The sequence below is a fragment of the Clostridium sp. NkU-1 genome (genome assembly GCA_001312405.1).
Genome location: BBDR01000002.1, coordinates 224,171 through 241,693 on the forward strand (window position 1 = coordinate 224,171; position 17,523 = coordinate 241,693).

Sequence of the window (17,523 nt, forward strand, 5' to 3'; positions counted from 1 at the left end):
TGCGCCATTCTTTCTGTATTTATGTTCCTTATCAGTCAGCTAAATTGTATGTTTCTATGTTCTCGAAATCTAAGGTGACAATGGCTGATTCAAAGGAAATTTCATAGAGAACCAGGTAATCTCCAGCTTGTTCTATCATATCTTTGTAGCCAGGAATTTTTTTAATGAATTGATCCGCTGCTTCAAATACAGTGCTGCTGCTTTTTTTAACCGTGCCTTTGGCCTTGATATGCTCATTGCCTGCGTGGGGAATGGTTGTAAATGCTACTTTATTATTGTGTTCCAATTCCTTTACTTTCTCATTATCCCCAAACGTGGTAAAGAGCATTACTTTGGCGGCTTCGTCAAAGCAGAAATTTACAATCCTCACATTGGGCTGGCCGTCAGTACAAGTAGCCAGAGCAATTTCAGTTTGTGTGTTGATCAATCGGGTGAATTCTTGTTTTGTATTCATGATTAAAATCTCCTTTGCTTTATTTATTACTATGTTTGCAGTATAATGCATAATGGTTTCATATAGTGGAACCATTTAATCAGAAAGAGGAAAAAACCATGAAAAAATCAGAACGGCTCAATGATATGATGATATATTTAAATGATAAAAAGTTTTTCAGTCTCAAAAGCATAATGGACAGATATTCTATCTCCAAAAGTACAGCACTTCGGGATATTCAGTCCTTAGAAGAAATCGGCATGCCGATTTACTCCAAGTCCGGACGGAACGGATGCTATGGTATACTCCCCAATCGATTATTATCCCCGATTGTCTTTACGATTGACGAGGTTCACGCGTTGTATTTTTCCATGCAAACGCTTAACGCCTATCAATCCACACCTTTTCATTTGAACGTCCAAAAGCTAAAGCAAAAATTTGAAGGGTGTATATCAGAAGAACGGATAAAAAAGCTGCGGAAAATGGAATTGATTTTTAGCCTGGGGAGTTACAAAAACAAGAATGAATGTAACTGCCTGCAGGATATTCTGCACATGGCAGTTGATGAAAATGTGTGTGAAGTCCACTATACAAAGGGAGAACTTAAGAAGCAGTATTATGTTCAGTTCTTTGATATTACCTCTGCCTATGGACAGTGGTATGCAACGGCGTACAATTTCCAGACAAAAAAAGCCCCAAGTATTCCGCTGTGATAAAATTCATTTTGTACAGTCCTGCGATAAATATATGGCAAAGCCGCTTTCTGAATTTCTTATTTCCCCGAAAGACATGTTTCGGGAAAATGATTCCATTGACTTTGAGGTGGGTGTTTCTGCTAAAGGCGTGGATGTATTCTATAAAGAGCATTATCCATCAATGGAGCTTTGTCAGGAAAACGGGAAATATTATGTAAGAGGTTTTTATAACAAAGGAGAAGAACCGTTTATTGCCAATTATTTCACTATTTACGGTGAAATGATTTTCTCTGTCAGGCCGGACAGCTTGAAAAACCTGATTCTTGACCGGTTAGATACAATAAAAAATCATTTCATTTCAATATGACAGTTAAAAACGGTATTGGTCCAGCCGGACGATACCTTTTTTAATACTTCTCACACGGTAGTGCACTAAACATTTTATTTTATTTTGCCCTGGAAAGGACGCCTGAATAAGCCCTTTTATTCCCTTAATGAACAAATAACTTTAATTAATAATGTAATTAGATTACATTTAGAACTTATTTTTAAAACTTATTGTAAAATGATTACATATATGCTATAATACTAAATATAAGTGCTTATACTATAAAAAACCATACACATTGCCTATGGAGTGAAAAGCATAAGGCAGGAAAAGGAGGTAAAACATGCAGGGAGTTTCTTTGCTGGTTATTATTGGATTGATTCTGTATACCGTGATTGCTGTGGTTGATCAGATTTCTATTCAATGCGGATTGTATACCCCGTTGTTCGCAGCTGTGATTACCGGGGCATTATTGGGGGATTTGCCAACAGGTCTGATCGTTGGTGCAACATTGCAGCTCATGACATTGGGAGTTGCTACTTATGGAGGTGCCACGGTTCCGGACTACTTATCAGGAGCGATTATGGGTACCGCTTATGCCATTATTTCGGGTCAGGGGGCAGAATACGGAATCGGTCTGGCTATCCCCATCGGATTGCTGCTGACTCAGATGGATATTCTGGGAAGGATGACCAACTCATTCTTCCAGCATTACGCAGACCGCTGTGCAGAGAATGGGGATTACAAAGGAGTGGAGCGTGCAAATCTGCTGGGACTGCTGCCCTGGGTCCTTTCAAGAGTGATTCCGGTTGCATTGGGACTGTGTTTTGGAGAAGCTGTGGTCAATGGGGTAAATGCTATTATCCCTGCCTGGTTCATGACAGGTCTTAAAACCGCAGGTGCCATTCTTCCTGCAATGGGTATGGCAATACTGATGCGCTATCTGCCCATTAAAAAATATTATCCATATTTTATCATCGGATTTGTACTGATTGCCTTTGGAGGCGCTACTTTTACCGTTATGGCTGCCGCATTGATCGGCTTTGCACTGGCTGCTCTTCATCTTACAAGAGTAAGGGACCGGGCAGCAGTGGAGACTATGGATGATGAGGAGGTAGAAATCGATGGCTGACAAAAACCAGACAGGAATCGGGAAATTAGAAAAAAGCGATATCAAAAAAAGTATATCTGCGTAATCTGTTTACTATACAGTTTGGCTGGAATTATGAAAAGATGCAGGGGCTTGGATATGCCTATGTCATCATGCCGGTTTTGAAGCGGCTGTACTCGGGGGATCCTGAGAAGATGAAACGGGCACTGAAGATGCACCTGGGCTATTTTAACACCACGCCGGCAATGTCTCATCTGATCGTGGGTGCTGATATGGCTCTGGAGGAAGAACTGGGAATTGAGGCAGAGGAGGCCATTACCGGTTTAAAGACCGGGCTTATGGGACCCTTTGCAGGAGTCGGTGATACGTTATTCATCGCCATCTACCGGGCAATCGTGTTCTCCATTGCGTCATATATCGCCATGCAGGGAAATCCTGTTGGGCTTATCATACCCCTCATTGCCTGTGCCGGGGTATTATGGATCAGGTATAAATTCACCTGTATCGGTTATCAGTCCGGGCGGAAGCTTGCAACCGGGTTTGCAGATAAAATTTCTCCTATTACAGAGGCGGCCAGCATCCTGGGACTGACTGTGGTAGGGGCACTGATCCCTTCTGTAATCAAATACAATACGGATCTGCAGTTTACTATGGGAGAAGTGACCTTTGCCCTTCAGGATATGCTGGACAAAATCATGCCATCCCTGCTTCCCCTTGCCATCGTAGGGTTTTCCTACTGGCTTCTGGGAAAGAAAAAGGTGGATTCTACAAAATTAATTTTTATTCTCATTGGCTTGGGCATGATACTTGGTAACCTGCAGTCCATGCTTACCTTTGTGGTTGGTATATTTTAAAAAATGGAAGTTGAAACAGGAAAGGAAATAGTGGTATGATTGGAATCATAGTAACCGGTCATGGTGAATTTGCCTCCGGTTTGACCAGCGGGTTAAAGCTGCTGGCCGGAGAGACGGAATGTTATGAAGCTGTTGATTTTAAAGCGGAGGATTCCACGGAACTTCTGACAGAAAATCTGAGGTCAGCGATCCAGAGACTTAAGGACTGCGAAGCTGTGGCAGTGCTTGCGGATCTGACGGGAGGCTCCCCCTTTAATATGGCTTCCAGACTGAAAATGTCCGGCATCCATGAAAATATGGAGGTGGTCGGAGGCATCAGCCTTCCGCTGGTCCTTCATGCCTACATGTCCAGAGCGATGTTCTCGGATATCCGGGAGCTTTTGGATGCCTCCCTGGAGATGGGAAAACAGCATATGATGTATTTTCAAACATCAGATGAAGCATGTGAACTGGAAGAATAGGGAGAAGAAAAGGAGGAAGATCCATGGCAATTGTGCATGCAAGAGTAGATGAAAGACTGATCCATGGTCAGGTGGCTATGGTTTGGACCAATACCGTAGGAGCGTCCCGCATCATTGTGGCAAACGATGAAGCAGTAAAGGATGAACTGATCATTGCAGGTCTTAAAATGGCAAAACCGGCAGGCGTAAAGCTTTCCATTCTGTCGATAAAACGGGCTGCTGAAAAATTTGCAGAAAAGGCCTACGAAGAGGATAAGGTATTTCTCATAACAAAAAAACGTGGCGGATATGGCAGCGCTGATCCGTTCAGAAGTTCCGATCAAGGCTTTTAATGTGGGAAATGTGGCAAAAAGAGAAGGAAGCAGACCCATTAAAAAAAACAGTGAATCTGACGGAAGATGACGAAAAGGATATTCGGGAAATGATACAGCTTGGAGTAAGTGTAACGGCTCAGATGCTGCCCAATGAATCGGACCAGTCCATAGTAAATATGCTTTAAAATAAACGGATGCAGGAGGAGGCGGAATGGAATCAGTTTGGTTGAAGATAAGAGGACAATACAATGAAATGAGTAAGGCAGAGAAGAAAATTTCAGATTTTGTATTGTCAGATGCCAAAAACTGTCTTGAAATGACGGCAGTGGATATTGCAGGAAAAAGCGGGGTATCCTCCGCCTCTGTGATCCGTTATGTTCAAAAACTTGGTTTTGATGGGGTGGAAGGTTTTAAGCTGGCACTTGCTGCAGCCGATGCCCAAAATGATAAGGAAGATATGGTAGACCCCATTATTTCCAAAGAAGATGATTTAGATACGCTGTGCCGGAAAATGGATGCCCTGGTGGACGCGGCATTTCAGGATTTTTTCTATCAGCTGAATAAAGATGCATTAAAGAAAGCAATCAACAAAATAAAGAAAGCCCGGCGCATTTATCTGGTGGGCATTGGAAGTTCCTCGCTGCCTGCTTATGATCTGTTCCATAAACTGAAGCGGGCCGACTTCAATGCGAATTTTTACCAGGATATCAATATGATGGTGGAATTTTTCAACTACATTGATAAACGGGATGTAGTGATCGCATTTTCCTACAGCGGGCAGTCCCAGGAAGTCCTTTATGCCTGCGGGATTGCAGAAAAACAGGAAGCATCCATCATTGCGGTCACCCGCAGAAGAGATTCTCCCCTTCAGGATATTGCAGATATATGCCTTCATGTGCCGGACAACGAAAGGGTCATGCGGATCGGTGCGTTTACCTCTCTTCATACCTCTATCATGATGGCAGATCTTCTGTATATGGGAGTGATCCAGGAGAACTTAGAGCATTATGAAGTGGAGCTGATCAAAACCAGAAAAATGGTGGAAGGGCTGAAAATAAAAAAATAGAGGAGTTTTATGTGCAATATAGAAAAGCTTACAACGGAATCAACCAATGAATCCACCCTGAACATTGACAGGCTGGAATCACTTGAAATCGTTACGTTAATAAATAATGAAGATAAAAAAAGTGGCGGAAGCATAGAAAAGGTACTTCCCCAGATCGCAGAAGCAGTGGATGCCATTGTGGAGCGTTTCAAAAAGGGCGGACGGATCATTTACTGCGGTGCAGGATCATCCGGCCGGATGGGTACACTTGATGCGGTGGAACTGACTCCTACTTACAGCGTATCGCCGTCCCGGGCCTTCGGCCTTCTTGCAGGCGGTGATGAGGCCATGTATACAGCAGTGGAGGGGGCAGAAGATTCGGAAGAACTGGCAGTTGAGGACTTAAAACGGGTAAAGCTTACGGCCGATGATTGTGTGATCGGTATCGCTGCCAGCGGAAGGACTCCCTATACAAAGGCGGCCCTGGAATTCGGAAAACAAACAGGTGCCTTTACCATTTCCGTTACCTGCAATCAGGCCAGCGTTATGGCAAAGATCGCGGATGTATCCATTGCTCCGGTAGTGGGACCAGAGGTAATCAACGGCTCCACCAGGATGAAGGCAGGGACCGCTCAGAAAATGGTGGTCAATATGCTTTCCACTGCAGCCATGATAAGGCTTGGAAAGGTATATCGGAATTATATGGTTCATGTACAGCCCACCAACGAAAAGCTTATGAAACGGGCTGTTAAGATGATTGTGGATTTGACAGGTGCGAAAGAGGAGCTGGCTCTTAAGACGCTTTACGAGGCAGATAAGGACGTGGCAGCCGCTATTGTAATGATCGAATGCGGCTGCAGAAAAGATCAGCCAGGGAAGCTCTTTCAGAGTCCGGCGGTCAGGTGAGGAAAGCCATTGCGGCTGTGAAAAACGGAGTTTAGGCATATGAGAAGAGCCTGTAATGATGAAACAGAGATGGTTTTGGCAGAAATGACAGAACAGCTGATTCGGGATCAGGTGATCTGGGGAGCCAGCCTGGGCTTTGTCAGTGATCAGGGAAGCCGCTTAAAGTACTACGGAAAGCAGGGAGCAATAGTTCCCTATTGTGACAGGAAGGTGGAAGCGGGTATGTATTATGATCTTGCTTCCATGACCAAGGTAATTGGAACGACCACCCGGATCCTTCAGCTGGTAGAAAAAGGAGCCATAAGCCTTACAACTCCGGTAAAAGAGATCCTGGGCAGGTTTTCCTATGAGGATGTCACGGTGGAACACCTGCTGCTTCATACAAGCGGCCTTCCTGCCGAGATACGGAACAAAGAAAGCTGGAGCAGGGAAAATCTTCTGGAATATCTCTTCACCACACCAAGGGAAAGGGAAACCGGGGAAGGATTCCTGTATTCGGATGTGGGTTTTATCCTGCTGGGAAAGATCATTGAGAATCTGGACAAAACAACTCTTGAGGAAACATTCCAGGAGAATATTTTCCGTCCTCTTGGGATGATGGATACCTCCTATTTGATTCATGGCAGCAGGGAGCGCTGCATTCCAACGGAATGTACGGAGCAAAGGGGCTGCATCTGCGGAGAGGTTCATGACAAAAAGGCATATTTGCTTGGACAGTGCGGCAGTGCCGGTTTGTTTTCCGCATTGGAGGATGTGGCGAAATTTGTTAAGGCTTATCTGGAACAATCCCGGCTTTTGTTTCGTGAGGAGACGTTTGAAAAACTTTGCAGCATCATAAGATTTGAACGCACTCTGGGCTGGAGCAAGGAGTATGGAAGGGATACGCTTTATCATACCGGATTTACAGGAACCTCTGTTTTGATGGATTTAAAGGGAAGAAAAGGTTTCATTCTGCTGACGAACCGGATCCATCCCAGCCGGAATAATCAGGAGTTCCTGAAGATGAGAAAGAAAATGAATGAAGTTTATCTGAATATGGATTTAATGAATTTATAAAAATGGAGGCGGCTCTTTCATAAAGGGCCGCCCCTTTGACTCCTGCCATACTGATTAGCTTTTTCCCAAGGCTTCCCCCTGCGCTGAATAGCTGTACAAAAAAATCTGCTCCATAAATAATAAATTAACATACTTTTTCTGCGTGTTTCTTCTGCATATTTCTTCAAATGACTTCAATACTTGACTTTTTGTGACTTAATAGCTATAATCAAACAGTTATATTTTTCGTACAGAGAACACGTATCGTGTTGATATAGAGGCGGAATTATTATTTTAAAATAATAATCCCGCCTCTATTTATATTTAAGGAGGCAAGTTACAATATGGATAAAAACAAAACTTTTCACTTGTTTGGGGCGATAATCGCCGCAGGTATTTTAGCTTTTTCAGGAGTATTAATTGAAACGGCAATGAATGTAACATTCCCATTGCTTATACAGGAGTTTCGTGTGACTACGTCAGGAATTCAATGGGTAACTACCATTTATTTGCTTATGATTTCCGTCATTGTTCCAATTTCCTCTTATCTGAACCAGAACTTTTCAGCACGAAATTTATTTATCACAGCAAATCTGTTCTTTTTACTGGGAGTTTTGATAAACTGTTTTTCGGCGACATTTTCCCTGCTTTTGCTGGGGCGCTTGCTGCAAGGGGTGGGTACAGGCATAGGTCTTCCTCTTATGTTCCACATCATTCTCACAAAAGCTCCGGCTGAAAAGCGAGGAATGATGATGGGAATTGGGACTCTGACAACTTCAATCGCTCCCGCCATTGGCCCCACTTACGGTGGACTTATTTCCAACCTGTTGGACTGGAGATATATTTATATTTTTTTGATTCCTCTTATGATTCTTTCCCTTGCTCTTGGTCTGTACTCTATTCCGAATGAGGTTACAAAAGAAAAGCAGCATCTGCATTTTCGCTGTGTTTTCTTTTTGGCCATTACCTTTACTTCCTTTATAATGGCTCTAAGTGCCGGATCAGGGATTGCTTTTGTGTTGTTTTTAGTAATTGGGTTTGGAAGTGCACTTTTGTTTTTGTTGTTTAACCGCAAAACTCCTTTACTGCAAATATCGGTATTAAAAAACAGTAGATTTTCCGCATTTTTATTCAGCCTTCTTATATATCAGGCTTTGTTGTTGGGGTTGTCTTTCGTTCTGCCAAATTATCTGCAAATTTCTGCCGGCTTTAGTTCATCTGCCGCAGGGGCCTTCATGTTTCCGGGTGCTTTGATGGGTGCTTTACTTGCTCCTCTTTCGGGGAGGCTATTAGATAGAATTGGTGCAAGCAAGCCTATTTTGACAGGCCTTTTTACAACCATGGTTGGGATAGCTATGCTTATTGCTCTGCTGCATACTAATTCGTTGGTGCTCCTCATAGGCGCTCACCTTATTCTAATGACAGGTCTTGGCCTTTCTTATAGCAATCTGATGACCTGCAGTTTAAGCGCATTGCCGTCCAGTCAAATTTCAGATGGGAATGCCTTTGTAAATACGTTTCAGCAGTTTATAGGCGCTGTGGCTACAGCGCTGGTCGCCGCTATCTTTTCTTTTTTTCAAAATAAATATGGTTTTATTTCCGGTACTGCCTCCGGAGCATGGATTGTGCTTCTGATTTTCTCCTTATTACTGGTAACAAGCACAATTGTTGCTTTTTCAGCATTGAAAAAGAAGAATTATGTTTAAATTTTTTTGTTTCCTTTTAAGCCTATAAACAGTCCGTTTGACGGTCTGTATGTGGAAAGATCCCATCTGCATCTGCCAAAAGTGAGTATGTTGTTTATTTCAGTAAATATTTGAAATAATAGATACTAGCGTAAGCTGGATATTAAAGTGATAATCAATAAACAGAAAGGCAGATGTTATGGCAGAGGAAAATAATAATAAGGAAGAACTGTTCCGGCAGATGGATTATCATTTGCTTCATGACGAACACCCATCGGAATATTTAGAACAGATCAGCAGGGAACCGTGGTTTTTGGACTACCCGTTTTCCATGCTGGGCAGGATGAAGGAAACCCCGCAGTCAAAACGATATCATCCGGAAGGAAGCGTATGGAATCATACGATGATGGTAGTAGATCAGGCGGCGGAACAGAAGGAAAAGAGTAAGGATGCCCGCACCTTCATGTGGGCGGCTTTGCTTCATGATATCGGCAAACCGGCGGTGACAAAAATCAGAAAAGAGAAAATTACCGCATATAATCATGATGCAGAGGGAGAACATCTCACAGAGGATTTTTTGTCCTGTTTTTCCGGCGATGCTAAGTGGATCGGGACAGTGGCAAAACTGGTTCGGTATCATATGCACATTCTGTATGTGACAGGCGGGCTTCCTTTCGGCGATATTGATGGTATGAAGCGGGAGACAGATATCAATGAAGTTGCACTGCTGGGGCTTTGTGACCGGATCGGAAGGGGCGGAAGCGTTCCGGAAGATGAAACAAAGGCGGTCAGACAATTTCTGAAGAAAATGCGGAATATGTGAAATTGTGATACCTTCCTTGAGTCTCTTGTGATTAGTTGAATCATTAATTTCATTCAGGAGGAAACGAGGCTTATTATGAAAGTAAATTATGGAATTATTTCAACGGCTGCATCGGGAAACGCTTTCTCGGTGCGGTGAGGGGCAATGGAGGATCGGTGATTGCGGCGGCATCAAGGTCACTGGACAGGGCAAGGGCGTTTTGTCAGGAAAATAATATCGGGAAGGCTTATGGTTCCTATAAAGAACTTTATCAGGACCGGAAATCACTGCTGTGTATATTGCCACAGTAAACCGGGAGCATTTTTATGAAATGAAGGAGGCTTTAAATTACGGTAAGCATGTGCTTTGTGAGAAACCGTTTACACTCTCAAGACAGCAGGCAAAAGAAATCTTTCAGCTGGCAAAGGAAAAGGGACTGTTTGTGATGGAAATGCAAAAGAGCCTTTTTCTCCCTGTCACTGAACTGATTAAAACGTATATTGATTCAGGAATGTTAGGAAAACTCCATCAAGTGAATATGAGTGCATCCTTTCAAAGCCCGAAGGCTTCATGGATGCACGAAAAGGATCAGGGGGGAGTTGTTTATGGCAGCGCTTCCTATACCTTTGAATATCTCGATTATCTGCTGGAGCCTGCCGATGTAATCGTGCAGGCACTGGGGACCAGGGGGAAAACCGGAGTGCAGGACTCTGTCAGCCTTAATATAAAAATGGATGATGTTTTGATCAGCAGCCGTATTTCCATGCGTGGTCCAGCGGAAAGTTTTGCAGTTTTTTATTTTGAGAAGGGGTTTATAAAGACCAATGAATACTGGAAAGCGGACCGCTGTGAAATACATACCGGCCAGGGCGTTGAGCTGATTGAGAAAACGGTTGATTTTGAAATGAAATATGAGGCAGCACATGGGGAAGCATGCATCAGACAGGGCCTGACGGAGAGCCCGGTTATGACTGCTGAAAGAACACTTCGCTGCTGTGGGCTTGTGGATCAGGTAGTGGAATCCTTAGACAGACAGCAGGGGAGAGCAGACTCCTATGCATGCATTGATTAATTTTATTATACAAAAATACCCTGATAGTTAAGCACAGCCTATATTTCTGTGTTCAGCTATCAGGGTTTTGTTGTGTTTATTTATGATAAATGCTATGATAAAAAGAATTAAAATAAACGCATAAAAGGGGACAGTTATGAAGTTAATTCTAATAAGACACGGAGAACCGGACTATTCCATTGACTCTCTCACAGAAAAAGGCTGGAGAGAGGCTGATTTGCTTTCTCAAAGGGTCAGTAAGCTTTCTGTTTCCGCTTTTTACTGCTCACCTCTTGGAAGAGCAAATGATACTGCAAAAGCAACACTGCAGGCATTCCATGCCGAAGCGGAGATATTGCCATGGCTTAGAGAATTCCATGCGCCGGTTAATAACGGGGCTAGTGAAGCAAAAACCATACCCTGGGATTTTATGCCAGGATACTGGACAAACCAGAAGGAGCTTTATGACAGAGACTTATGGTTTGAAAATGAGAGAATGAAAACAGGGCCTGTAAAAGAAGAGTATGAAAAGGTAGCTGCCGGTCTTGATGGAATTTTAAAGAAGCATGGATATCAGAGGGAAGGCGGAATGTACCGGGCTGTACCGGGAAGTGATGACACCGTCGTCCTGTTCTGTCATTTTGGCGTGATCTGTGTTATGCTGTCTCATCTGCTGGGAATGCCGGCCCCATTGCTGTGGCAGGGCTTTTTTTCTGCCGCCTTCATCGGTCACTACACTGGAGACGGAGGAGAGAATAGAGGATGAGGCTTATTTCCGGTGCAGGGGAATGGGGGATACGTCTCATTTATATGCGGCAGACGAGCCGGTCTCAAACGCAGGCTTTTTCCCAAGAGAAGCTGGCCGGTAACTGTAAATCACATAAGGAGATTTGCAGGATCCCGTGCAAACATCATAATAGCTGAGCCTGGCATGTGGGCAGCCGGACGGCTGGGGTAAGGCATGGCGTTGTCTTTCCGGAAAGAACTTGGAATGAATAACTTATTCCGAGCAAAATATATCGACAGTATATTCTGTTAACAATGACAATGGGTTTGCATTTTACTATGTCAAAAATAGTCCGGACAGTGCAACTATGGCAGGCGGAACTTATTGCTCTGAGAGTGAACTCGATTCTATAAAAGGCTATTATGCAGACATAGCTAATTACGATACACAAAATATCGTGTGCAAATATGCGGTCTACACTGATGGTGAGCAATGGTCAGGCAAACGGCACGACTCCCCATACATCAATATCGAAAAAACAGTCACATTAAACTCTGGAACTTTTGAAAGACTACGCTAAATGTTTGATGATGAACAAGGGCTTGTGCGCGTTGATATTCTTCAAAAGTATGATGAAATTGACGAAGCAGCGGTTGCCGGTACACCCATCTTCGGATATGATGAACGAGAACTTTATGTTTATAGTAAAGATAAAATGGCGTTCAGGCATATTTATCTTGTTTTAATTGATGGGCAGGTATATGCCGTAGAAGGGTCAGGTTCTGGTTATATAAATGGCTATCCGTTAACTAACGATATAAATCAATACATAATAGACAATGTTTTTACGTCTTAAAGATATAATTAAGTGGATACCTCATATGGAGTATCTGTTTTGTCGTTATTGGTTCACCGCCTCCGGCATTGATCCCTTTCATCTGGATATTGGTAAATTAGTTCATCATAAGCCTGAAGGGGAACTGAATAGGGAGGGAAACGGAAGGAGGAGAATATAAAGGAAAGATGAAAGGGACTGTAAGATACGGTTCCTTTTTGGCTTTAAAAGAATATTGTATATGAGACAAAAGCGCCTTATATACCGTAAAATAGATGAAGCGTTATAGGGAAAACTAAAACTGCTAAAACGGAATACGTATTGACATGGAATTTTGTTAAACTTATAATGGTATCATTAATTTGGTGCATGGAAATTTATGGAAACAGGCAGTTGTGCCGATAATTAAATTAACAAGAAATGCCGAATTAATTTTAGATAAATGAGTGTTGTTCTGGTCCATGATTTGTTCTAATCTATGATTTGTTCTAATCTGTGATTTGTTCTGGTCTATGGTTTGTTTTGGTCTACGATATGTTAAGAAATGACTGCCATAAAGTTATTTACAGCTTGACGGAAAAAATGTCCTGCAGGCTGGCAGGGCAGGAAAGTTTTATTTACAGGGGAAAATGATTGTGATTGAGATAGCTATTTGTGATGATGAGCTTTACTTGCTGAGAGAGTTGGAGGAATGCTTACTTGAACTTGGGAAGGATGCCGGAATTCAAGTAGAAGTGGAATGTTATGAAGATGGAGGTGATTTGGTTAATGCGGTAACCGGAGGAAAGCGGTATGATATAATCTATCTGGATGTGCGGATGAAATATATGGATGGTCTGGAAGCGGCGTATAAAATACGAGAAATTGACCGTATGGTTCAGATGGTGTATGTAACATCCCATGATGGTTATATGAAAGAAACCTTCCGGGCAGCTCCAATTGGATTTCTTACAAAGCCTATAAAAAAAGAAAGAATTTGAAGAAACTTTTTATCGTGTTTTAAGAATTGTGCAAGAACAGGATTCGTATTATCGTTTCCGGTATATGAAGTCGGATTATAAAGTGGCAATACGTGATATTCTGTATTTTGAAAGCAAGCTTCGAGTGGCGGAAATTGTTTTGCAGAATGGCCGCTTAAAAGAATATAAAGCCTTGAATAAGATAGAAAAAAAGTCTGGATCAAGGCAAGGGGAGATTTTTACGGATACATAAGTCTTATCTGGTAAATTACCAGCATGTTATCCGAATGGGGTATGAAGAGGTTGAAATGCCGAATGGAATCATTTTACCGTTAAGCAGGGCGTATAAAAAAACGGTGGATGATAAATTGAGGCAGTTCAAAAAGAGGTGAAAAATGAATACAGTTAAAATGATGTTTACAAGTTTAAGCTTGTCGTTGTTTTCTACACTTTTACTGAAAGTGTATCTGGATATTTTTCTTGTAAAGAAGAGCCGATATGTGCGGCTGGTCGGCTGGTCTCTTTTTTTCCTTTGGCAGTTTGGCATTAATACGAAAGTGGTATTTTTTTCATCCGGTAATAAACCTGATGATATCATTAACGACAATTTTGATAGTTGGTATTATTTCTTATGAAGGGATATTGTGGAAGCGGTGTATATTCCCCATTACATTCGTAATGATGTGGATGCTTTTGGAGGGAATGGGAGAAGCTGGCTATGTGTTTCTGAATAATGGGCAAAGTCCGCCATTTATCCTTAATTCTATTTTTGCAAAATTTTTACTGTTTTTAGCAGTAATGGGAATCCGCTGGTTCATGAACCGCCATGGAGGCGGAAGGATGCCCTATAGCGGAGGTGCCTATTTAACCTTATTTCTTCTATCAGGACTGGTCCTGTATCCTGTATTTTACATGTTAGTAGAAACATCGGATAGAAAAGGAACGGATGCCTTTGGCTGGCTGCTGATGGCAGGATTGATATTAACAATTATGAATCTATCCATCTATCCAATTTATTTAAGATTAGTTGAAACGATTCAGGTGAAGAAAAATGCCCATATGTATGTAAAGCAATTGGAATACTATGGAAGGCAGCATGATTTGGAGAAAGCAGCATCGGCAGAAATACAGGAAATGAAGCACGATATGAAACAGCGCCTGATCTATTTGCAAGAGCTTGTGAAATCCGGCCAAAAAGAAAACTATTAACAACTTTAGAAAATTTGATAGGTAAATCAGGGAGCATTGGGCGATTGGAGTCAAAAACCGGAAGTTTGATTATCGATGCTATGGTGAACCATGTATGGGAAAAAACCTGTAAAAAGGGGATTCTTTTGCATACAAAGCTTCAAGTGCCTCGGGTTATGAACATAAAAGATGAAGATTTGGGGGTATTGCTGGGAAATGCTTTCGATAATGCGGTAGAGGCCTCTGAATATGTAGAAAAGGGTAAGGGAGAAATCTGGATAGAGATAACCCATGAAAAAGGTTATTTGTATATCTTTGTCAGAAACCGCTATCAGGGGAAAATAGAGCATATTAAGGGACACAGACTGGTAAGCCGGAAAGAAGAGGCTTTTCATGGCTGGGGGATATATTCGATGGAGAAGATCGCAAAAAAATATCATGGGCATATGGAACTGAATTGGGAGGAAGATATATTTTCACTGGAAACCATATTATATGATGATATATAGTTAAAATTAATAAAAAAGAAAGATTGTATGAAAGATAAGATGACATTGGAGCATAAACCGGATGTCATTTTGTCTTTTTTATTGGGTACATGGGGATGCTGCAAAAGGCTTTTTTTTCATTATTATTTTTTAAATGGCATGTCTAATTATTACATATAAACCGTTAATAATTACATAACGAAAAAAAATGGCGAAAACTGTAGTATATTGTAATAAAACAAAGGGGAGGCGATTTTTTGGGGGTCATGAAAAAGTTAAAAAAGAGTCATTCGGTGTTTGATTTTTTTGATTTTGCCGGTAATTCGTTTTAGTGTAAACGGCTGCTGCTGGATATTTCATCAGCTAAAGATGACAATGGATGTTAGAAAGTTTAAGTTTTATCCATACTTAAGATTTTAAGAAAGTGGATAAATAAGAAAGTGATATGAATGTTGTTTAATAAACAGGTTAATGATTTTGACTGCATTACACAGAACAAAATTCTGAGAATAGAACAAACAAGAAAAGACCATAAAATAAAGGTGTGTAAGAATTTATGAAAAGATTAAAGGCAGTTTCATTTTTATTAAGTTTTCTTGTTTTTATTTCTGCCTCGTTTTGTGCGTCCGGGGAGGAAATAGCAAGTGGGAAAAACGGTCTGGATGTCATGTTTGTCATGGACTATAGCGGTTCCATGTCTGCCAATGATCCGGATCACACTGCCATCGGTATGGTAAAAGCGTTTATTGATACCGTGCACAGTGCTGATATCCGGATCGGTTTTGTGGCATATAATGACCAAATTGTGTCATCTGCTGCTCCGGTATCTGTGAGGACTCAGGAAGAAAGGGACTCATTAAAAGCCCTGATGGATTCCGCCGGGTATTCGGGCAATACGGACATTGGTTTAGGATTAAATTATGCATATGGCCTGACCGGACAGGAAAACGGAAGAAAGTGCATGATTGTTTTAATATCGGATGGAGAAACGGATTTAAAAGGTTCCCAGGCCGGAAGGACCAGAGAAATCTCTGATCAGGACTTGAGAAATACGGTAGAGGCCAGCCGGTCCCGGAATATACCGCTTTATACGGTGGCTTTCGGCAAATATGACGGCAGCAAGGAGATCCTGAAGGAAATTTCCAGCCAGACAGGCGGACAAAATTATACGGTTGAAAAACCGGAGACTTTAATTGATGTGTTGTATGGGATTTTTCATGACAACATGGCTTACCGCATTCAGGAAATTGCGGGCGGCATTTATGGGGAAGGCAGTCAGAGTCTGCGCATTAAGCTTGATGATTCCCATTTAGATGAGATGGATGTCCTGATGATATCGCCTCAGCAAATTGGAGATACTACGGTTGTTTACGGAGAGCAGCAGATAAAACCGGTTAATCTGGTTCACTATTCTGTGGCAAAGGTATCGGACATAAAAAGAGATATCAGCGAAATGACCATACAGACCAACACAAGAAAGAATCAGGAACTAAAGATTTATTTGATCAGCTACAGGGACTTGACTCCTGTTATGGAAATAGAAACAACGGTTGCGAGAAACAATCCATTGTCTTATAAGATTTATTTTAAGGATAAAAGCGGTTCTGTAATTAAAGACGAAGCCTTTTATTCCAACTTCACTCCAAAGGTGGTGGTTTATCCGGACGGACAGTCGGACAGCAGCAGAAGAGATATTGAAACTGCCGTCAAGGAAGGGATTCTTGCAGGAGAAATGGTTTTCCCCCAGTCAGGGACTTATTACATAGAAGCCCGTTTGGATGACAGGATGGAGTCCTGCATCTTTAATACAGCAAGAATTCAGGTGATTAACACGCCTCCTGCAGGAGAGCTTCCAAAGAACGTTCATTATAATCCTTTAACCAGGGAAAAACAGCTGGTACTTAACGATTATTTTACCGATTCGGATGGAGACAGTATTCTTTACACTTTGGAACAGGAGGCCGGTGATCTGGCAGAGGTCGGTCTTAATAATGGAATCCTTACTATTAAACCATTAAAAGCAGGAAGCCGGAATCTGATACTGAAGATATCCGATGGAGAGGCAGCAATATCCTATACCTATTCCTTAGAGATAATCCCATTGTGGAAGGCATATTGGTGGGTTATTGTTCTCATTCTGGCAGCCGCAGGTGCTGGCCTTTGGAGACTGTTCCATAAACCAAAGCCTGAACTGGAAGTGATTACGGAAAAGAAAGCCCAGAACCGATTCCAGGGAAAGATGGATGCCTATTTTATGGAGCAGCCTGAGGGAGAAGCTGAGATCCCGCCCCTTACATTCCCTATGTATAAGATCAAGGATAACAGAGTAAGCCTTGGAGACTTAATGAAAGAATATCCGGATGCTTCTGCATCTCTGGGACTGGACCACATATTTCTCATAGCGGATGAGGACAGGCGGATGATTTTATATCATTCATCGGAGTCTTCCCTTATGATCGGAAATTCCATTGTGTGCAGAAAGATACAGTATAGCGTAAGCTTTGGTGATATCATATCCATTACATCTCCGGATGGAGCTTATGATCTGGAGGTCCACTATATTTCTATGATTCAATAAATGAGGCTGAGACAGCCTGAAATAAGAA

The 17,523-nt window shown here is 42.0% G+C and carries 22 protein-coding genes and 2 pseudogenes; 23 read left to right on the top strand and 1 reads right to left on the bottom strand.

All coding sequences use genetic code 11. From position 1 onward, the window contains the following. Nucleotides 1-31 precede the first annotated feature (31 nt). The gene (locus tag JCM10519_RS03765; RefSeq protein ID WP_054737993.1) at nt 32-454 is read right to left on the bottom strand and encodes a pyridoxamine 5'-phosphate oxidase family protein; all 423 of its coding nucleotides are present in this window, start codon (nt 452-454) and stop codon (nt 32-34) included. A gap of 98 nt (nt 455-552) precedes the next feature. Between JCM10519_RS03765 and JCM10519_RS26105 the strand changes: the two genes are divergently transcribed. The 23 genes and pseudogenes from JCM10519_RS26105 to JCM10519_RS03855 all read left to right on the top strand — a co-directional run bounded on the left by JCM10519_RS26105 (nt 553) and on the right by JCM10519_RS03855 (nt 17,495). After that, nucleotides 553-1,146: an HTH domain-containing protein gene (locus JCM10519_RS26105; protein ID WP_347843046.1), complete on the top strand. Its 594-nt coding sequence runs from the start codon at nt 553-555 to the stop codon at nt 1,144-1,146. Beyond that, the gene (locus tag JCM10519_RS26110) at nt 1,094-1,495 is read left to right on the top strand and encodes a WYL domain-containing protein (RefSeq protein ID WP_347843047.1); all 402 of its coding nucleotides are present in this window, start codon (nt 1,094-1,096) and stop codon (nt 1,493-1,495) included. The genes JCM10519_RS26105 and JCM10519_RS26110 overlap by 53 nt, the downstream gene beginning before the upstream one ends. 304 nt (nt 1,496-1,799) lie before the next feature. Then, nucleotides 1,800-2,588 carry a PTS sugar transporter subunit IIC gene (locus JCM10519_RS03775; RefSeq protein ID WP_054737994.1) on the top strand — a complete coding sequence of 263 codons (789 nt, stop codon included), beginning with the start codon at nt 1,800-1,802 and terminating at the stop codon, nt 2,586-2,588. A 101-nt stretch (nt 2,589-2,689) separates the two neighbouring features. Beyond that, on the top strand, nt 2,690-3,421 hold the full coding sequence (locus JCM10519_RS03780; RefSeq protein ID WP_347843048.1) for a PTS system mannose/fructose/sorbose family transporter subunit IID: 732 nt from the start codon (nt 2,690-2,692) through the stop codon (nt 3,419-3,421). 35 nt (nt 3,422-3,456) lie between these two features. Then, nucleotides 3,457-3,882, top strand: coding sequence for a PTS fructose transporter subunit IIA (locus JCM10519_RS03785; RefSeq protein ID WP_054737996.1), 426 nt, complete (start codon nt 3,457-3,459; stop codon nt 3,880-3,882). A 23-nt stretch (nt 3,883-3,905) separates the two neighbouring features. Then, nucleotides 3,906-4,214, top strand: coding sequence for a PTS sugar transporter subunit IIB (locus JCM10519_RS26115; RefSeq protein WP_347843049.1), 309 nt, complete (start codon nt 3,906-3,908; stop codon nt 4,212-4,214). Next, complete coding sequence (locus JCM10519_RS26120; RefSeq protein ID WP_347843050.1) at nt 4,214-4,381, top strand: hypothetical protein; 168 nt, start codon at nt 4,214-4,216, stop codon at nt 4,379-4,381. The genes JCM10519_RS26115 and JCM10519_RS26120 overlap by 1 nt, the downstream gene beginning before the upstream one ends. A gap of 26 nt (nt 4,382-4,407) precedes the next feature. Continuing rightward, nucleotides 4,408-5,262, top strand: a complete 855-nt coding sequence (locus tag JCM10519_RS03795; protein ID WP_054737997.1) for an SIS domain-containing protein — start codon at nt 4,408-4,410, stop codon at nt 5,260-5,262. Nucleotides 5,263-5,271: 9 nt separating this feature from the next. After that, nucleotides 5,272-6,182 (top strand): annotated as a pseudogene (gene murQ, locus JCM10519_RS03800) (N-acetylmuramic acid 6-phosphate etherase). A gap of 4 nt (nt 6,183-6,186) precedes the next feature. Continuing rightward, nucleotides 6,187-7,203, top strand: coding sequence for a serine hydrolase (locus JCM10519_RS03805; RefSeq protein WP_054737998.1), 1,017 nt, complete (start codon nt 6,187-6,189; stop codon nt 7,201-7,203). 323 nt (nt 7,204-7,526) lie between these two features. Further along, a complete protein-coding gene (locus tag JCM10519_RS03810; protein ID WP_054737999.1) occupies nt 7,527-8,888 on the top strand; it encodes an MFS transporter in 1,362 nt (453 codons plus the stop codon). Nucleotides 8,889-9,066: 178 nt separating this feature from the next. After that, the gene (locus JCM10519_RS03815; protein ID WP_054738000.1) at nt 9,067-9,690 is read left to right on the top strand and encodes an HD domain-containing protein; all 624 of its coding nucleotides are present in this window, start codon (nt 9,067-9,069) and stop codon (nt 9,688-9,690) included. A gap of 88 nt (nt 9,691-9,778) precedes the next feature. Beyond that, nucleotides 9,779-9,904, top strand: a complete 126-nt coding sequence (locus JCM10519_RS26125; RefSeq protein WP_347843051.1) for a hypothetical protein — start codon at nt 9,779-9,781, stop codon at nt 9,902-9,904. Between the two features lie 45 nt (nt 9,905-9,949). Beyond that, nucleotides 9,950-10,105, top strand: a pseudogene (locus JCM10519_RS26130) (Gfo/Idh/MocA family oxidoreductase); the annotation flags it as partial. After that, complete coding sequence (locus JCM10519_RS03820) at nt 10,079-10,741, top strand: Gfo/Idh/MocA family oxidoreductase (RefSeq protein ID WP_347843213.1); 663 nt, start codon at nt 10,079-10,081, stop codon at nt 10,739-10,741. The pseudogene JCM10519_RS26130 and the gene JCM10519_RS03820, both read left to right, overlap by 27 nt. A gap of 136 nt (nt 10,742-10,877) precedes the next feature. Next, a complete protein-coding gene (locus JCM10519_RS03825) occupies nt 10,878-11,486 on the top strand; it encodes a histidine phosphatase family protein (protein WP_347843052.1) in 609 nt (202 codons plus the stop codon). Nucleotides 11,487-12,027: 541 nt separating this feature from the next. Next, nucleotides 12,028-12,303 (top strand): hypothetical protein, encoded by a 276-nt coding sequence (locus tag JCM10519_RS03830; RefSeq protein ID WP_054738001.1) that lies wholly within the window; start codon nt 12,028-12,030, stop codon nt 12,301-12,303. A gap of 614 nt (nt 12,304-12,917) precedes the next feature. Then, nucleotides 12,918-13,262 carry a response regulator gene (locus JCM10519_RS03835; RefSeq protein WP_347843053.1) on the top strand — a complete coding sequence of 115 codons (345 nt, stop codon included), beginning with the start codon at nt 12,918-12,920 and terminating at the stop codon, nt 13,260-13,262. Nucleotides 13,263-13,456: 194 nt separating this feature from the next. Next, nucleotides 13,457-13,633, top strand: coding sequence for a LytTR family DNA-binding domain-containing protein (locus JCM10519_RS26135; RefSeq protein ID WP_347843214.1), 177 nt, complete (start codon nt 13,457-13,459; stop codon nt 13,631-13,633). A gap of 3 nt (nt 13,634-13,636) precedes the next feature. Next, nucleotides 13,637-13,876 (top strand): hypothetical protein, encoded by a 240-nt coding sequence (locus tag JCM10519_RS03840; RefSeq protein ID WP_054738003.1) that lies wholly within the window; start codon nt 13,637-13,639, stop codon nt 13,874-13,876. 67 nt (nt 13,877-13,943) lie between these two features. Beyond that, nucleotides 13,944-14,450, top strand: coding sequence for a hypothetical protein (locus JCM10519_RS03845; RefSeq protein WP_347843054.1), 507 nt, complete (start codon nt 13,944-13,946; stop codon nt 14,448-14,450). A 44-nt stretch (nt 14,451-14,494) separates the two neighbouring features. Beyond that, the gene (locus tag JCM10519_RS03850; RefSeq protein WP_054738005.1) at nt 14,495-14,938 is read left to right on the top strand and encodes a GHKL domain-containing protein; all 444 of its coding nucleotides are present in this window, start codon (nt 14,495-14,497) and stop codon (nt 14,936-14,938) included. 535 nt (nt 14,939-15,473) lie between these two features. Next, nucleotides 15,474-17,495: a VWA domain-containing protein gene (locus tag JCM10519_RS03855; RefSeq protein WP_054738006.1), complete on the top strand. Its 2,022-nt coding sequence runs from the start codon at nt 15,474-15,476 to the stop codon at nt 17,493-17,495. Nucleotides 17,496-17,523 lie beyond the last annotated feature (28 nt).

What these genes read in the sequence shown, in the direction of transcription:
- JCM10519_RS03765 (WP_054737993.1), bottom strand. Translation starts at nt 454, where the DNA reads ATGAATACAAAACAAGAATTCACCCGATTGATCAACACACAAACTGAA.
- JCM10519_RS26105 (WP_347843046.1), top strand. Translation starts at nt 553, where the DNA reads ATGAAAAAATCAGAACGGCTCAATGATATGATGATATATTTAAATGAT.
- JCM10519_RS26110 (WP_347843047.1), top strand. Translation starts at nt 1,094, where the DNA reads ATGCAACGGCGTACAATTTCCAGACAAAAAAAGCCCCAAGTATTCCGC.
- JCM10519_RS03775 (WP_054737994.1), top strand. Translation starts at nt 1,800, where the DNA reads ATGCAGGGAGTTTCTTTGCTGGTTATTATTGGATTGATTCTGTATACC.
- JCM10519_RS03780 (WP_347843048.1), top strand. Translation starts at nt 2,690, where the DNA reads ATGCAGGGGCTTGGATATGCCTATGTCATCATGCCGGTTTTGAAGCGG.
- JCM10519_RS03785 (WP_054737996.1), top strand. Translation starts at nt 3,457, where the DNA reads ATGATTGGAATCATAGTAACCGGTCATGGTGAATTTGCCTCCGGTTTG.
- JCM10519_RS26115 (WP_347843049.1), top strand. Translation starts at nt 3,906, where the DNA reads ATGGCAATTGTGCATGCAAGAGTAGATGAAAGACTGATCCATGGTCAG.
- JCM10519_RS26120 (WP_347843050.1), top strand. Translation starts at nt 4,214, where the DNA reads ATGTGGGAAATGTGGCAAAAAGAGAAGGAAGCAGACCCATTAAAAAAA.
- JCM10519_RS03795 (WP_054737997.1), top strand. Translation starts at nt 4,408, where the DNA reads ATGGAATCAGTTTGGTTGAAGATAAGAGGACAATACAATGAAATGAGT.
- JCM10519_RS03805 (WP_054737998.1), top strand. Translation starts at nt 6,187, where the DNA reads ATGAGAAGAGCCTGTAATGATGAAACAGAGATGGTTTTGGCAGAAATG.
- JCM10519_RS03810 (WP_054737999.1), top strand. Translation starts at nt 7,527, where the DNA reads ATGGATAAAAACAAAACTTTTCACTTGTTTGGGGCGATAATCGCCGCA.
- JCM10519_RS03815 (WP_054738000.1), top strand. Translation starts at nt 9,067, where the DNA reads ATGGCAGAGGAAAATAATAATAAGGAAGAACTGTTCCGGCAGATGGAT.
- JCM10519_RS26125 (WP_347843051.1), top strand. Translation starts at nt 9,779, where the DNA reads ATGGAATTATTTCAACGGCTGCATCGGGAAACGCTTTCTCGGTGCGGT.
- JCM10519_RS03825 (WP_347843052.1), top strand. Translation starts at nt 10,878, where the DNA reads ATGAAGTTAATTCTAATAAGACACGGAGAACCGGACTATTCCATTGAC.
- JCM10519_RS03830 (WP_054738001.1), top strand. Translation starts at nt 12,028, where the DNA reads ATGTTTGATGATGAACAAGGGCTTGTGCGCGTTGATATTCTTCAAAAG.
- JCM10519_RS03840 (WP_054738003.1), top strand. Translation starts at nt 13,637, where the DNA reads ATGAATACAGTTAAAATGATGTTTACAAGTTTAAGCTTGTCGTTGTTT.
- JCM10519_RS03845 (WP_347843054.1), top strand. Translation starts at nt 13,944, where the DNA reads ATGGGAGAAGCTGGCTATGTGTTTCTGAATAATGGGCAAAGTCCGCCA.
- JCM10519_RS03855 (WP_054738006.1), top strand. Translation starts at nt 15,474, where the DNA reads ATGAAAAGATTAAAGGCAGTTTCATTTTTATTAAGTTTTCTTGTTTTT.